We start from the raw sequence: 14,630 nt of genomic DNA, 5'->3' as shown, positions 1-14,630 counted from the left end.
TTGGCAAATGGTGGAGCAGTGGATTACCCCCGTTGCCAACTGACTATCATCATCTTCATTCCTTATTAACTTATTAGAATAGAGTATATGAGCGGACCTGATAGCGATGTGCCTCTCGCCAATGCGGCGACGAAACCTTTGTTGCGCGTAGTCGCTGGCGAGCGGCTCGATCCGCCACCAATGTGGCTTATGCGGCAAGCAGGGCGCTATCTGCCGGAATATCGTGCTTTGCGTGCAGAAAAGGGCGGGTTCCTCGAACTGGTATACGACAGCGCCGCCGCTGCTGAAGTTACGATCCAGCCGTTGCGGCGTTTTGCCTTCGATGGCGCGATCCTGTTTTCCGACATTTTGATCGTTCCCTATGCGATGGGGCAAAAGCTGTGGTTCGAGGCAGGCGAGGGGCCGCGTCTGGCCCCGACGCTCGACACGATTGAGCTTTCCAAGCTGGTGCCCGATTTCAGCCGGTTTGAGGCTATCTACGAGACCGTGCGGCAGGTGAAAGCGCAACTCGCGCCCGAAGTGACCATGCTGGGCTTTGCCGGCAGCCCCTGGACCATCGCGACCTATATGGTGGCGGGGCAGGGCAGCAAGGATCAGGGTGCGGCCAGACGCATGGCCTATGCCGATCCTGAGCGGTTCGGTGCGCTGATCAATGCGATCGTCGAAGCGACGGTCGAATATCTCTGTGGGCAGATCGACGCAGGCGTTGAAGCGATCCAGTTGTTCGATAGCTGGGCGGGCAGTCTTGCCCCGCTAGAATTCGACCGTTGGGTGATAGCTCCCAATGCCAAGATCGTTGCGGCCATCAAAGCCAGACGACCGGGCACCCCGATTATTGGATTTCCCAAAGGCGCTGGCGCCAAACTTGCCGATTATGCAAAAGGTACGGGCGTCGATGCGCTGGGGCTGGACGAAACCGTCGATCCGCACTGGGCCAACGCCGTGTTGCCTAAGGGCTTGCCGGTGCAAGGCAATCTTGACCCGCTGGCGCTGGTATCGGGCGGGGCGGGCGTCAAGGAAGCAGTGGATAACATCCGTGCCGCTTTCCCGGACCGGCCGCATATCTTCAACCTGGGCCACGGGATTTTGCAGGACACGCCGATTGACCATGTCGAGGCGCTGATTACATTGGTACGGGGATCGTGAAGATGAGTGAGCGCGCATGACAATATTGGGAGCGGCCTATCTGTGGGTGAAGGCTGCACATCTGATTTTCGTCATCTTCCTGATGGCGGGACTATTCATGTTGCCGCGCTTTTTCGTCTATCATCAGGAAGTGCCAGTCGGATCCGAGGAAGATCGCAAGTGGATCGACCGCGAAGCCAAATTGCTGAAAATCATCCTCAATCCTTCGCTGATCATCGTCTGGGTGTTGGGGTTGCTGCTGGCTTACGACATCGGCGCGTGGACGATGGGCTGGTTCCATGCGAAGCTGCTGCTGGTGGTCGCCTTGTCGGGCTATCATGGCTGGCTGGGCGGCTATGCCAAGAAACTGGCGCGTGGGCAGCGGACATTGAGCGACAAAAAGCTGCGTTTGCTGAATGAAGTGCCGGGGATAGCCGTGGCCGTCGTCGTCATCTTGGTGATCGTGAAGCCGTTCTGACAATCGCGCCATCTATCGCACATCGCCTTGACTTGATCCGTGCTGCCGCCTAACGCAGCCAAGTCTCCTTTGCCGCTCGGGCGCGAGAATTTCTTTTCCGTTATCTGTCCGAGCAGGCGCTTTCCCTATCGTCATACTCGCCGGAATCAGCCCGATGCACCTTAAAGACCTCAAGAAGAATACGCCCGCCGAACTCGTCTCTATGGCCGAGGAACTGGGTGTCGAAGGCGCCTCGACGCTGCGCAAACAGGATCTGATGTTTGCCATTTTGAAGGCGGAAGCCGAAAATGGCGAACAGATCATGGGCGAAGGCACGATCGAAGTGCTGCCCGATGGCTTTGGCTTCCTGCGTAGCCCGCAAGCCAATTATCTGGCCGGTCCGGACGATATCTATGTGTCCCCCAACCAGGTGCGCAAACATGGTCTGCGCACCGGCGATACCGTTGAAGGCGAAATTCGCGCACCCAAGGATGGCGAGCGCTATTTTGCCCTGACCAAGATCAGCTCGGTCAATTTCGACGACCCCGATGCCGTCCGTCATCGCGTTAATTTCGACAATCTGACGCCGCTCTATCCCGACGAGAAACTGAATCTCGATACGCTCGACCCTACCGTTAAGGACAAGTCGGCCCGTGTCATCGACATCATCTCGCCGCAGGGCAAGGGCCAGCGCGCGCTTATCGTCGCGCCACCGCGCGTGGGTAAAACCGTGTTGCTGCAGAACATCGCCAAGGCGATTACCGACAACCATCCCGAAGTGTTCCTGATCGTTCTGCTGATCGACGAACGCCCCGAAGAAGTTACCGACATGCAGCGCAGCGTGAAGGGCGAAGTCATCTCCTCGACGTTCGACGAACCCGCACAGCGTCACGTACAAGTTGCTGAAATGGTTATCGAAAAGGCCAAGCGCCTAGTGGAGCATAAAAAGGATGTCGTCATTCTGCTCGACTCGATCACGCGCCTTGGCCGTGCCTACAACACGGTTGTCCCATCATCGGGCAAGGTGCTGACCGGCGGTGTGGACGCCAACGCGCTGCAACGCCCCAAGCGCTTCTTCGGTGCTGCGCGTAATATTGAGGAAGGTGGCTCGCTTTCGATTATCGCCACCGCGCTGATCGATACCGGCAGCCGCATGGACGAAGTCATTTTCGAAGAGTTCAAGGGCACGGGTAACTCGGAAATCGTGCTGGATCGCAAGGTTGCCGACAAGCGCATCTTCCCGGCGCTGGATGTGGGTAAATCGGGCACCCGCAAGGAAGAATTGCTGGTCGACAAGGCGAAGCTCAGCAAGATGTGGGTGCTACGCCGCATCCTCATGCAGATGGGCACGATCGACGCGATGGAATTCCTGCTCGACAAGATGAAGGATTCCAAGACCAACGAGGATTTCTTCGATTCAATGAATCAGTAGAATGCTGACATGGAAGTGTCCTGGCCCGTAGTGGCGGGAACACTTCCATAAGCATATCGTTTGCCGCAGGAAGCCAAGCTGCGCTTCCCATGAATGATGTCGGAGATTCGCTTTGATCGATTTGCTGATGATGGCCAGCGCCGCTGCGACGTCGCTCGGTTCGCCCGCGGACATCTGGGGGCATATCGTCCACGATTTCTCAAATATCACGTCGCCAAGCCAGCTGGCGGCATTCGGTCAGGTGTTGATGATCGACATCATGCTGGCCGGCGATAACGCCATCGTAGTTGGTGCGTTGGCCGCCGGATTACCCACAGCGCAGCGCAAGAAGGTCATCCTGATCGGGATCATCGCGGCGTTGGTACTGCGGATCGGTTTTGCGCTCGTGGTCAGCCAATTGATGCAGATCGTTGGGCTTATCCTTGCCGGTGGTTTGCTGCTGTTGTGGGTATCGTGGAAAATGTACCGCGAACTGCATCCTGCAGGACAGAGCGCGGGATCCGAGGAAATTGAAGGCGATGAGCATAGCGGCGTAAAACCTGCCAAGAGCTTCGCTGCGGCCGCTTGGGCGGTTGCAGTGGCCGATGTCAGCATGAGCCTCGACAATGTGCTCGCTGTGGCCGGTGCGGCGCGCGATCATCCGGGCATTCTGATCATCGGCTTGATCCTGTCGGTCGCGCTGATGGGCGTTGCAGCTAATATCATCGCCAAATATATCGAGCGTTTCCGGTGGATCGCCTATGTCGGCCTTGCGGTCATCATCTACGTTGCGGTCAAGATGATCTACGAAGGCTTTACCGATACCAATGTCGGAATAATGACGCTGTTTTCCTGAGCTTTAGGGAATAAGCACCGTCGATCCTACTGTTTGTCTGGATTCCAGCGCGCGGTGGGCGTCGGCGGCATCGGCAAGGGCAAAGCGCTGTTGAATGTCCGACGTTATTACGCCTCGGGAAAGCTGGTCGAACAGGCGCTGACCCAGACGGCGATAGTCGGCATCCTCACGAATATAATCGAACAGGGTAGGGCGGGTCACGAACAGCGATCCGCCTTTGCTCAGCTCCAGCACGCTGAACGGGGGCACCGGGCCGGATGCATTGCCGAAGCTCACCATCAGGCCTCGTGGGCGCAACGCAGCGAGCGACGCACTCCAACTGGCCGCACCCACGCCGTCGAATACGGCATCCACTCCCTTGCCGGCAGTCAGATCGCGCACGCGCGCCGCGAGCGTATCGAAATCACCGATCAGGCTATGGGCCGCTCCAGCCGATAGCGCGCGTGCCGCCTTTTCGGGCGATCCGCTATGCGCAATAACTGTGACGCCCATGTCCGCCAGCCACGACACCAGCAAAGCGCCTGTCAGGCCCTTGAGCGTTATCGCTGCGGCCACGTCGCAAGGAATATCGTCGGGCAACGTCAGTAAGCGACTGGCAGGCAGGATGCGATGCGTGGCATAGCTTCCGGGTGCGGCGGATGCATAGGTCACACGGTCGCCCACCCTGACAGTATTTACAGCATCGCCAATAGCAATGACGGTTCCCGCCGCTTCCCCGCCCAACCCTGTGGGTAATACTGCAGGGTATAAGCCTGTCCGCACATAGATATCGATGAAGTTCAGGCCTATGGCTTCATGGGCAAGCAATACTTCATCCGGTCCCGGAGCACCTGGGTCGAAGCTTTCTCTTTCGATTGCGTTCGGCCCACCCGGAGCGCGAACGATCAGGCGCCAAGGGTCCATGCTTATAAATGGTTCGCGAAGAATTCGGCTGTTCGGCCATCGGCAAGCTGCGCTGCGGCATCATCCCGACGATTACCCATTTCCGTCGCAAAACCGTGGTCTTGGCCCGCATAATCGTACAGCGTGACATGGCGGTTGTCGGCAAGGCCAGTATGCATAGCGGCCTGCGCCGTGGCATCGACAAAATGGTCGTCAGTAGGGATATGCAGCAGCACCGGCTTGCCAATCGCATGTTGTTCGCCAAGCAGATTGTCTATTCCGACACCATAATATCCTACGAATGCATCGCCATCGGTCCGGCATGCTGCCATGAAGGCGAGACGACCGCCCAGACAATAGCCGACACAGCCTACTTTGCCGTCGCCGCCCAGTGCTGCGCGTGCTGCCTTTATCGTGGCCTCGATATCGCGAATGCCCTGATCCTGATTGAATTTCCCCATAAGTCCAAGAGCTTGCTGAAATTCCGGTTCAACGTCGGGATCAAGCTCGATATGCGGTTGCAGGCGCCAGAAAAGATCGGGAGCGAAGGCAAGATATCCGTCCTTGGCCCACGTATCGCATTTCGCGCGAATACCCGCATTCACGCCGAAGATTTCCTGAATGACGACGATTGCCGCTTTCGGCGTTCCTTCGGGGCGCGCGACATAGGCGTCGAATGTGCCGTCGCCTTCAAGCGTCGTAATAGGGGTCATGCCGTCAGCCATTGGTCGTCTCCACATCGTTATGCGCTGGTCTCATAATGGCGTATCCTCAGGGCAGTTCAAGGACAGGCGATAGCTGAGATTATGGGGAACTGGCATTTCCCGACAGGTTGCGGCATGAATGGGACCGGTCGCCATATGTATAGGTGACGGACTGCGCAAAGGGCCGGGTCATGAATGTTACCGTCAATGTCGAATGTACGCCGGAAGAAGCGCGGGCCTTCATGGGTTTGCCCGATGTGTCGTCCATTCACGAGAAATATGTGCAAACGATGCTTGAAACGATGGACGGCACCGTCAGCCTCGATCAGATGGAAAACCTGTTTCGAAGTTTTTCGCCGATGGGCGATGCCGGAATGCGTCTTTTCAAACAGATGATGGATCTGGGGCTGTCGAGTAGCGGCATGGGTACGACGAAAAAGGGATAGCCCCTGGCGTGATGGCCGATACGATTTTCGCACTGTCCAGTGGACAGCCGCCCGCAGCTATTGGAGTGATCCGTATCAGCGGACCGCAAGCGGGGGCGGTGCTTGAGCGTCTGGCAGGGCGCTTGCCCAAACCGCGCCATGCAACATTGGCCACTTTGTGCGATCCTGAGGATGGCGATCCACTCGATTCCGCGTTGCTCCTGTGGTTCCCCGGTCCGGCGACTGCGACGGGTGAAGATTTGGGCGAAATACACTGCCATGGCGGGCGCGGCGTGACGGCAGCCCTTTTGCGCGTGCTAAGCCGACAGCCGGAATGCCGGATGGCCGAACCTGGAGAGTTCACAAGGCGAGCATTTGAAAACGGACGGATCGATTTGAACGAAGCCGAGGGGCTGGCCGATCTTCTCTTAGCCGAGACTGAGGGGCAGCGCCGTGCCGCCATGGCGATGGCTCAGGGGCATTTTTCTCGACTGGTCACGTCGTGGCAGAGCGAACTACTTCGCCTATCCGCGATGGCGGAAGCCGCGCTCGATTTTTCTGACGAGGACGATGTACCGGGGGAGGGAATAGAGAAGGACATTGCTCAAGGAATCGAAGCGCTAGTCGAGGCCGTTATGGTAGAACGTCAACGTCCGACGGCCGAACGACTGCGCGACGGCATTCGCGTGGTGATCGCCGGCCCGCCCAATGCAGGTAAATCGACGCTGCTGAATGCTTTGGTGGGGCGAGATGCGGCCATCGTTTCCGATATAGCCGGGACCACCCGCGACCGTATAGATGTACCTGTGGCGCTTAACGGCGTTGCGTTTCTGCTGACCGATACGGCCGGATTGCGGGATGAGGCGGATGACGCGATTGAGGTAATCGGCATGTCTCGTGCGCAAGACGCGATTGAAGCTGCGGACATTCTTTTATGGCTTGGGAGGACCGAAGATGCTCCCACCTTCAACGCGATAAAGATCGCGGCGCAATCGGATCGACCGGATTGGAATATGCCTGAAGGGGCCGACATCGCGGTATCTGCGAAGGGTGGCGAGGGGCTAAGCGCTCTTGTCGAAATGATCGTCGGTCGAGCCGCGCGGCTGTTGCCGCGAGAGGGTGAATATGCGCTGCATGCCCGCCAGCGAAAAGCTCTCGACCTATTGGCTGTCGAATTGGATCAGGCGCATAATGTGCATGACATGCTCATTATTGCCGAGTGTTTGCGCCGCGCACGGCAGTCCATCGACGCGCTAACCGGACGATCAGGAACGGAGGATATGCTCGATGCCCTCTTTGGAAACTTCTGCATCGGAAAGTGAAGCGGCGTTTCACGTGAAACATCGCCGGTAATTTTGACCGGAAGCGCATTACGTTCTATGGGCGATGAATGCGCGAAATCGAATATGATGTGATCGTGGTAGGCGGTGGCCATGCCGGTTGCGAGGCTGCGGCCGCCGCGTCCCGAAAGGGTGCGCGCGTTGCGTTGGTGACATTCGATAAAGCCACGGTCGGTGCCATGTCCTGCAATCCAGCCATTGGCGGATTGGGCAAGGGCCATCTAGTCCGTGAAGTCGATGCATTGGATGGCCTGATTGCCCGAGCTGCTGACGCCGCCGCAATTCACTATCGCATGTTGAACGCCAGCAAGGGTGCGGCAGTTCAGGGGCCACGTATCCAAGCCGATCGCAAGCGATACCGGAGCGCCATCCAGACGGCATTGGCTTCGCATAGCACGCTGGCTATCGTTGAGGGCGAAGCCACCGCTATTGATATTATGCACGGTGAAGTGGCGGGGCTGCGGCTGGCCGATGACAGCATTATCTCGACACGCGCAATCGTTCTTGCAACCGGCACCTTCCTTGGCGGGACGATGTTTCGGGGTGAGGAGCGCAGCATAGGCGGCCGCACAGGCGAACGTGCCGCGACCGAAATGGGGCGCCAATTGCGCGATATGGGGTTGCCGATTGCGCGATTGAAAACGGGGACGCCGCCACGGATCGATGGTCGTACGATCGATTGGGCCGCATTGGAAGAACAGTCTTCCGATCCGGAGCCATGGACTATGTCACCCATGTCGACGGGCAGACCCTTGCCGCAGACATTCTGTGGGATCACGCGCACCAATTCGCGAACGCATGATATCATTCGCAGCGGGCTTGATCGCTCTCCGTTATTCAGTGGTGCGATAGCCGGGCAGGGGCCACGCTATTGCCCGTCGATCGAAGACAAGATTTTCCGTTTTGGCGACCGCGATGGACATCAGGTATTTTTGGAGCCGGAAGGGTTGGACGATGCTTTGGTCTATCCCAATGGGATCAGCACATCCCTGCCGACGGACATCCAGATTGCGATGGTGCAGTCGATGGAGGGGTTGGGGCGAGCGAAGATTGTCGTGCCGGGCTATGCGGTGGAGTATGACTATATCGATCCACGGGCATTGGATTCCCGATTGGCCGTCCGTGCATTACCTGGCTTGTTCTGCGCGGGCCAAATAAACGGTACGACCGGATATGAAGAGGCTGCAGCCCAAGGGTTGATAGCGGGTGCCAATGCCGCAGCGCTCGCGCTGAATGAAGCTCCACTGATTTTGGATCGGGCCAGCAGTTACATTGGCGTCATGGTTGACGACCTTGTGTTGCAGGGCGTGACCGAACCTTATCGCATGTTGACTGCGCGCGCGGAGTACAGGTTGCAGTTGCGTGCCGACAATGCCGTTACGCGGTTGACGGGGGTCGGCGAGGCGCATGGGCTGATTGGCATGGCCCGCCAGCATTGGTTTGCAAAGCGGAGCAAAGATCGCGTCGAGATATTGTCCGCACTGCAGCGTCCGGTTACCGCATCCGCGATGCTCGCTGCCGGTGCGCCAGTGCGTCAGGATGGGGTTCGCCGTACCCTGTTTGAGTGGGCGCGGTTTCCCGAAGTTCCTACATCGGTGCTGGATAGGTTGTTGCCGGACCTGAGCGAGTGTGATCCGCTCCTGCGGGGGGAGGTTATGGAGGATGCCCATTATGCCCCCTATCTGGAGCGCCAAACCGCAGAAGTCCGCGACCTGCGTGCCAATGAATCTATCATGATACCGTCGCACCTTGATTTCGGAGCGATCGGCGGGTTGTCCCGCGAAATGCAGGAGCGCCTCGAAGCCGCGCGACCGGAGACGTTGGCCGCTGCGGGGCGGATACGCGGAATAACGCCCGCGGCTCTTGCCGCTATACTGGTTCACGTAAGGCGCCGTGCGGCATGACCGAAGACGAAGCACGCGCTTGGCTGACTCATCTGGATGTTTCACATGAAACCTGGATTAAGCTGAATGAGTATGTGGCTATTTTGCTGGACGAGATGTCTCGGCAGAATCTGATTGCTGAGTCGACGAGAGACCATGTGTGGGCGCGGCACATCGTCGACTCCGCGCAGCTGCTACCTCTGGGCCCGACACCTAATGAACGCCAACGCCCTTGGATAGATCTGGGGTCTGGGGCGGGATTGCCGGGCATTGTGATCGCATTGCTGTCGCGGTGGGACGTCATCCTCGTGGAGTCGCGCCGCAAGCGGATCGATTTTCTGGAATCGGTCATTGACCGTCTTGGGATAGACAATGCTTCGGTGTTTGGAGGTAGAGCTGAAGTGCTGACTGTCAGCACACCGGCTGCCGTTATCAGCGCCCGCGCATTTGCGCCTTTACCTAAATTGTTCGCCTCGGCTTATCATTTGTCGGATGCCAAGAGCTTTTGGCTGTTACCGAAAGGTAAAAGCTGGCAGAGTGATATCGAAGACGCTGCGCCGTCATGGCATGGTACGTTTCACGTGGAACACAGCGTCACCGATCCCGACAGCGCCGTTGTGGTCGCACGGTCGGTACGAAAAAAGGGCCGTCGATGATGCGCATTGCGATCGCCAATCAAAAAGGTGGGGTGGGTAAAACTACCACGGCTATCAATGTCGCAACGGCTTTGGCAGCGACGGGACATCGCACCCTCCTTATCGATCTGGACCCGCAAGGTAATGCATCGACAGGTCTGGGTATTACCCAAGCCGAGCGGAAACGATCCAGCTACGACGTGCTCATCGGGGATTGTTCGGCGGAAGATGCAGTTATTCCTACGCGCGTTCCGAAACTTGAGATCATGCCGGCAACACAGGATCTATCAGGCGCTGAAATCGAATTGATCGACTATGAACAGCGGACGCATCGGCTCGATAAGGCTCTTCGTGAAGGCGAGCAGGGGCGGTGGGATATCTGCCTGATCGATTGCCCGCCGTCCTTGGGGCTGCTGACAATCAACGCTATGGTGGCAGCTCATGCATTGCTGGTGCCGCTTCAGTGCGAATTTTTCGCTCTGGAAGGATTGTCGCACTTACTGCAGACCGTCGATCGCATTCGAGGCCGGTTCAATCCGGGGCTTTCGATCATGGGCGTGGCGCTCACCATGTACGATCGCCGCAATCGGCTGACCGACCAGGTGGCAGATGATGTCCGGGCATGCTTGGGCGATGTGGTGTTCGACACGGTCATTCCTCGGAATGTCCGCCTTTCAGAAGCCCCTAGCCACGGCATGCCAGCGCTGATCTACGATTATCGTTGCGCCGGGTCGGAAGCCTATATGCAATTGGCACGCGAATTGATCGGTCGGTTGCCGCAGAGGGAAGAGATTGCAGCGTGAGTGAGGAAACCGCACAAAAGGTACCCGTTAAGACTGTGAAACGGCCCCATGGCTTGGGACGCGGGCTTTCCGCCTTGCTAGGTGACACTGCGCAGGAAGAATCGACTACCTCGGCTCCACGTGAGGGATCGTCTGTACAAAGCATTGAAATTGCGCTGATTCAGCCGCATCCAGAACAGCCGCGTCGTCATTTCGACGATGGTGCGTTACAGGAATTGGCTGACAGCATCGCCAAGCGGGGTGTCATACAGCCGATTATCGTGCGTCCGCGGGGATCGGGTTATCAGATCGTAGCGGGGGAACGTCGCTGGCGGGCCGCACAGCGAGCGCAACTCCACCGCATTCCGGCAATCGTTCGCGACTTTGATGAGGCCGAGACACTCGAAATTGCGCTGATCGAGAATATCCAGCGTGAAGACCTGAACCCTATCGAAGAAGCCGAAGCCTATCGCAAGCTGATCGCACAATTCGGCCACAGCCAGGAAGCCCTCGGCCGTCTTGTCGGAAAATCGCGTAGCCATGTTGCCAATTTGATGCGCTTGCTGGAGTTACCGCGCAGTGTGCAAACGTCGGTGATGGAACAGCGCCTGACGATGGGCCATGCGCGCGCTTTGATCGGAATGGCGGATTGCGAGACACTGGCCCGTACGATCGAACAAAAGGGGCTTTCGGTCCGCGATACCGAGAAGCTCGTTCGAAAGGCGAAGACGGGGCATACCGACGCACGTTCATCCTACAAAACGCAGTATGACCCCGCTGGCATGGATGCCGACCTGACGGCTTTGCAGCAGCATCTGGGCGACATTCTCGGCCTGAAGGTCGAGATTGCCCATAATACTGGCGGTAATGGCACACTTACCTTGCGCTACTCCACTCTGGATCAGCTCGACATGCTGTGCCAGCGTCTGTCGGGCGAGCGTATTTAGCTTTTCCTTGGGCGAGATAGGTAGAAAACCGGCATCCGGCGAAGCCAGATACCGGTTTCATCGGATCAGAAGCGATAGCCGACAGTACCCATGACATTGCGCGGTGCGCCCGCGAAACAATCGCCGCGGGCAAGGCAGGATGCGTAATATCTGTTGTTGAGGAGGTTGGTGGCATTCAGCGCGAATCGCCAGTTGCTCCATGTAATTTCAGCCAATGCATCCACGGTGGTACGCGACGGGGTAACAATTGTGTAAAGCGTCCCTGTGGGAATGGCCGAATTGAGACCATAAGGGTCTATCGGCCCGGTCGATTTGCTTTTGCCGCTGTGTACCGCTCCCGCACCCAGACGCAGTTGCGCGCCATCCGCGAGCCCGAATGTCTTGGTGGTCCAGATCGATGCCGTCTGGCGCGGCATATAGTCCAGACCGGTGTTCACTTCCGAACGCAGCTTGTTATAGCCGTAGTTGACCAGCAGCTCGAAATTGCCCGGCAAGGTGTGGCTCGCTTCGACCTCGACACCCTTGGTCGTTAACTCGCCGGATTGCGTCGTCGCACCGCTGGCCAGATACAGCACACGGTTCCGTTCCTTGATGTGGAACGCGGTGACCGTGACGAGTGTGTTGCGTTCCGGCTGCCACTTCACCCCTGCCTCAAACTGCGTACCTGTCTGGGGTTTGTAGGGATTGCCGAAGCTTCCATCGGCGTTGGTAATAGTACCGGCAACGGGGAGGAAGCTTTCCGTATAGCTGAAGAAGGGTGACAATCCGGCTCCGACTTCTCCGATTATCCCCGCGCGGAAGGTGGTGGCATTATCCTTCTGACCCGATGAACCGGTGACATGGTCGCGGCGCGCGCCCAGCACGACGGAGACGCGCTCGTAGAACCGGATCTGGTCCTGTACGTAGACGCCCAACTGTTTCTGCGACGCGTAGGTAAAGGGACCACCGGGATCATAGGTCCGCAAAGCATCGCCATTGATGTCGTACAGATCGACTGTCTCGGACCCGCCGGCGTAGCGCTTGCCTACCTTGTTCCAGCTATAATCGACGCCCACCAACAACTTGTGCTCAATATTCGCACCGGTGTTGAAGGATAGGCGCAGGTTATTGTCGGTCGAAAAGACGTTCATTCTGGCATCGCTGGCATCCGCGGTCAGGCCAATGGTCCGGCCATAAGTGCCCGCCCCCGCATAGACCAGGAAGGGGTCGGTAGGATTGGTGTAACTGTCAGCATAATGAGTGAAATATTCCAGATCGCTGTCGATATAGCGCGCCTTCAGGCTGAGCCGGATGCTGTCGGAAAAGTCGTGGGTTACCGAACCGCCGCCCTGAAGCGAGCGACCATTGTAACGATCCCACCCTGGTTTGCCGACAAAGGTATATCGGTCCAGTCGGCCCGAGGGATTGGCGGGGTTGGGACGGAAGGTGCCGATGATCGGCAAGAATTGTGAGGTCGAGCCGGTTTCATCCTTCTGATAGAGTCCGGTGAGCACGATGTCGGTATCGGGCGTCGGCTGCCAACGGATCGAGGGAGCGAACATCACGCGGTCGTCGGGGACATGGTCGACATAGGTGTCGGCATCCCGCACGCGACCGACAGCACGGATCGCCAGATTGTCCGCCAGCGCCAGATTAAGGTCGGCCAAGGCTTCCTTCCGATCGAAGCTGCCGTAGACGAGACTGACTTCGCCGCGTGTTTGGAAATCGGGCGTCTTTGATACCAGGTTGATGAGACCGCCGATCGATCCCTGACCGAACAGCACCGAGGCCGGACCGCGGACGATCTCCACGCGGTCGAAATTATACGGGTCGGACGTTATGCTCGCATAATAAGAGAAGATGTCGCGCATTCCGTCTCGAAACTGGAGGGCATTGAGGCCGCGCACATTGAACCCATCCACACGTGTGTCGCGGCCATAGGGGTCAGCAAGAACGCCTGCAGCATATTTGACGGTATCGCTGATGCTGATTGCGCCCTGCGACAGATATTGCTCGGCAGGGATGACCTTGATCGGCTGGGGCAGTTCGATGAGCGGGGTTTCCGTCTTAGTTCCGGCATTGGCTGCTGTAACGACGATCTGGTCTTCTTCCCCGCCGGGCGCAGTTTCGGCCGCGACCTCGGGCACCCGCTCTTCGGCGCGGGCTGCGGTAGCGAAAAGGCCAATCATTGCCGCGCCGCAAAGAGCGATCGAGCGAGTGACAGACATAATTGTTCCCCTGTTGCGATTTAATCTCAATAAACGGGCGAATAACGCTATTGGGAATGAATCGCAATATACGGGAGGATAATTTATTGGGATCGACGCTTGTGCCATTTTCAGCGCCACGCGACCCAAAAACCAGTGATACACCAATGACTAAAGGGCCGGGATGTTTCAGCTGCAGTTTTGTTTTTGCATTCTTTGCGCCAAGGATCAGAAGGCGAACCTATGTCCGATTGCCAAGGAAGCGCCAGTATGAAACTCCAAGATATTCTCGTCCCCACGTACGTACAAATGCTGCGGGCGCTTTCGGCGTGGCTTGAAAAAGCCGAAACAGCGATACCGGAAAATGAGATGAAGCCACTCCTGACCGCACGCCTCGCAGCAGACATGTTTCCACTGTCGACTCAAATTTGCTTCGCATGCGTTCAGGCGCAGGAGGGTATCTTTAGACTGCGGCAGGAGGCCTTTCCCGCGTCAATCGACGTGCTGCTCGATGCGGGTCGCAACGCCGACGAACGACCGGGTTCCATGGACGATGCTCGCGCAAGGATCGCCGAAACCATCCGCATAGTAGAGTCCGCAGCGGCAGACGCACCCGATTTGGCACCGATGGCAACGATTGCACATACATTGCCCCAAGGCATGACGTTCGATCTCACGGCTGAGCAATATGTGCGCGACTGGGCGCTGCCACAGTTCTATTTTCATGTGATGACGGCTTACGCGATCCTGCGTGCGCAAGGGATCGATCTCGGCAAGGCCGACTATGTGGCACATATGTTTGCGTATCTGCGTCCGAGCGCGGCGTCGTCAGAATAGCGGTGCCGCTTGGACTTGGTGGCGTTGAGCTATACTATTTGAACAAGGGGAAAATGGTGCTGCCGGGGAGGATTGAACTCCCGACCTCAGCCTTACCAAGGATGCGCTCTACCACTGAGCTACGGCAGCAAACCATTTTCTGGCGCACAGAACGGCTCTG

14 protein-coding genes and 1 tRNA gene are annotated in these 14,630 nt (G+C 57.7%); 11 read left to right on the top strand and 4 right to left on the bottom strand.

From position 1 onward, the window contains the following. Positions 1 to 87 precede the first annotated feature (87 nt). From hemE to LQ220_RS00460, 4 genes are all read left to right on the top strand, one after another. Positions 88 to 1,146, top strand: a complete 1,059-nt coding sequence (gene hemE / locus LQ220_RS00475; protein WP_230186332.1) for a uroporphyrinogen decarboxylase — start codon at positions 88 to 90, stop codon at positions 1,144 to 1,146. Positions 1,147 to 1,162: 16 nt separating this feature from the next. Next, positions 1,163 to 1,603 (top strand): CopD family protein, encoded by a 441-nt coding sequence (locus LQ220_RS00470; protein WP_230186331.1) that lies wholly within the window; start codon positions 1,163 to 1,165, stop codon positions 1,601 to 1,603. Between the two features lie 154 nt (positions 1,604 to 1,757). Further along, the gene (gene rho, locus LQ220_RS00465) at positions 1,758 to 3,014 is read left to right on the top strand and encodes a transcription termination factor Rho (RefSeq protein WP_230186330.1); all 1,257 of its coding nucleotides are present in this window, start codon (positions 1,758 to 1,760) and stop codon (positions 3,012 to 3,014) included. Positions 3,015 to 3,126: 112 nt separating this feature from the next. Beyond that, positions 3,127 to 3,849, top strand: a complete 723-nt coding sequence (locus LQ220_RS00460) for a YjbE family putative metal transport protein (RefSeq protein WP_230186329.1) — start codon at positions 3,127 to 3,129, stop codon at positions 3,847 to 3,849. Between the two features lie 3 nt (positions 3,850 to 3,852). On the opposite strand, the gene LQ220_RS00455 is transcribed toward LQ220_RS00460, so the two are convergent. Beyond that, positions 3,853 to 4,752: a quinone oxidoreductase gene (locus tag LQ220_RS00455; protein WP_230186328.1), complete on the bottom strand. Its 900-nt coding sequence runs from the start codon at positions 4,750 to 4,752 to the stop codon at positions 3,853 to 3,855. A gap of 2 nt (positions 4,753 to 4,754) precedes the next feature. After that, on the bottom strand, positions 4,755 to 5,456 hold the full coding sequence (locus LQ220_RS00450) for a dienelactone hydrolase family protein (RefSeq protein WP_230186327.1): 702 nt from the start codon (positions 5,454 to 5,456) through the stop codon (positions 4,755 to 4,757). A gap of 170 nt (positions 5,457 to 5,626) precedes the next feature. Here LQ220_RS00450 and LQ220_RS00445 point away from each other — a divergent pair, with 170 nt between their 5' ends. From LQ220_RS00445 to LQ220_RS00420, 6 genes are all read left to right on the top strand, one after another. Continuing rightward, positions 5,627 to 5,881 carry a DUF6489 family protein gene (locus tag LQ220_RS00445; protein WP_230186326.1) on the top strand — a complete coding sequence of 85 codons (255 nt, stop codon included), beginning with the start codon at positions 5,627 to 5,629 and terminating at the stop codon, positions 5,879 to 5,881. 11 nt (positions 5,882 to 5,892) lie between these two features. Continuing rightward, positions 5,893 to 7,182 (top strand): tRNA uridine-5-carboxymethylaminomethyl(34) synthesis GTPase MnmE, encoded by a 1,290-nt coding sequence (mnmE, locus tag LQ220_RS00440; RefSeq protein ID WP_230186325.1) that lies wholly within the window; start codon positions 5,893 to 5,895, stop codon positions 7,180 to 7,182. A 68-nt stretch (positions 7,183 to 7,250) separates the two neighbouring features. After that, positions 7,251 to 9,104, top strand: coding sequence for a tRNA uridine-5-carboxymethylaminomethyl(34) synthesis enzyme MnmG (gene mnmG / locus LQ220_RS00435; RefSeq protein WP_230186324.1), 1,854 nt, complete (start codon positions 7,251 to 7,253; stop codon positions 9,102 to 9,104). Beyond that, positions 9,101 to 9,739 carry a 16S rRNA (guanine(527)-N(7))-methyltransferase RsmG gene (gene rsmG / locus LQ220_RS00430; protein WP_230186323.1) on the top strand — a complete coding sequence of 213 codons (639 nt, stop codon included), beginning with the start codon at positions 9,101 to 9,103 and terminating at the stop codon, positions 9,737 to 9,739. Before mnmG ends, rsmG begins: the two co-directional genes overlap by 4 nt. Continuing rightward, positions 9,736 to 10,521 (top strand): ParA family protein, encoded by a 786-nt coding sequence (locus tag LQ220_RS00425; RefSeq protein WP_230186322.1) that lies wholly within the window; start codon positions 9,736 to 9,738, stop codon positions 10,519 to 10,521. Before rsmG ends, LQ220_RS00425 begins: the two co-directional genes overlap by 4 nt. Beyond that, a complete protein-coding gene (locus tag LQ220_RS00420; protein WP_230186321.1) occupies positions 10,518 to 11,447 on the top strand; it encodes a ParB/RepB/Spo0J family partition protein in 930 nt (309 codons plus the stop codon). Before LQ220_RS00425 ends, LQ220_RS00420 begins: the two co-directional genes overlap by 4 nt. A gap of 65 nt (positions 11,448 to 11,512) precedes the next feature. Here the strand turns inward: LQ220_RS00420 and LQ220_RS00415 are convergent, their stop codons facing one another. Further along, a complete protein-coding gene (locus LQ220_RS00415; RefSeq protein ID WP_230186320.1) occupies positions 11,513 to 13,654 on the bottom strand; it encodes a TonB-dependent siderophore receptor in 2,142 nt (713 codons plus the stop codon). Positions 13,655 to 13,903: 249 nt separating this feature from the next. Between LQ220_RS00415 and LQ220_RS00410 the strand changes: the two genes are divergently transcribed. Continuing rightward, entirely contained in the window at positions 13,904 to 14,470 is a 567-nt protein-coding gene (locus LQ220_RS00410; protein ID WP_230187206.1) for a DUF1993 domain-containing protein, read from the top strand. A 54-nt stretch (positions 14,471 to 14,524) separates the two neighbouring features. Here the strand turns inward: LQ220_RS00410 and LQ220_RS00405 are convergent. Then, positions 14,525 to 14,599, bottom strand: a tRNA-Thr gene (locus LQ220_RS00405). Positions 14,600 to 14,630: the final 31 nt, after the last annotated feature.

The sequence above is a fragment of the Sphingobium sp. CECT 9361 genome, from assembly GCF_918741285.1.
Taxonomy (GTDB): domain Bacteria; phylum Pseudomonadota; class Alphaproteobacteria; order Sphingomonadales; family Sphingomonadaceae; genus Sphingobium.
Note: the sequence above shows the minus strand (reverse complement) of the source record. Positions and strands in the feature narration are given on the sequence as shown.

Excerpts from the sequence above, each read along its gene's own strand:
- hemE (WP_230186332.1), top strand. The coding sequence starts at position 88 with ATGAGCGGACCTGATAGCGATGTGCCTCTCGCCAATGCGGCGACGAAA.
- LQ220_RS00470 (WP_230186331.1), top strand. The coding sequence starts at position 1,163 with ATGACAATATTGGGAGCGGCCTATCTGTGGGTGAAGGCTGCACATCTG.
- rho (WP_230186330.1), top strand. The coding sequence starts at position 1,758 with ATGCACCTTAAAGACCTCAAGAAGAATACGCCCGCCGAACTCGTCTCT.
- LQ220_RS00455 (WP_230186328.1), bottom strand. The coding sequence starts at position 4,752 with ATGGACCCTTGGCGCCTGATCGTTCGCGCTCCGGGTGGGCCGAACGCA.
- LQ220_RS00450 (WP_230186327.1), bottom strand. The coding sequence starts at position 5,456 with ATGGCTGACGGCATGACCCCTATTACGACGCTTGAAGGCGACGGCACA.
- LQ220_RS00445 (WP_230186326.1), top strand. The coding sequence starts at position 5,627 with ATGAATGTTACCGTCAATGTCGAATGTACGCCGGAAGAAGCGCGGGCC.
- mnmE (WP_230186325.1), top strand. The coding sequence starts at position 5,893 with ATGGCCGATACGATTTTCGCACTGTCCAGTGGACAGCCGCCCGCAGCT.
- mnmG (WP_230186324.1), top strand. The coding sequence starts at position 7,251 with ATGCGCGAAATCGAATATGATGTGATCGTGGTAGGCGGTGGCCATGCC.
- rsmG (WP_230186323.1), top strand. The coding sequence starts at position 9,101 with ATGACCGAAGACGAAGCACGCGCTTGGCTGACTCATCTGGATGTTTCA.
- LQ220_RS00425 (WP_230186322.1), top strand. The coding sequence starts at position 9,736 with ATGATGCGCATTGCGATCGCCAATCAAAAAGGTGGGGTGGGTAAAACT.
- LQ220_RS00415 (WP_230186320.1), bottom strand. The coding sequence starts at position 13,654 with ATGTCTGTCACTCGCTCGATCGCTCTTTGCGGCGCGGCAATGATTGGC.
- LQ220_RS00410 (WP_230187206.1), top strand. The coding sequence starts at position 13,904 with ATGAAACTCCAAGATATTCTCGTCCCCACGTACGTACAAATGCTGCGG.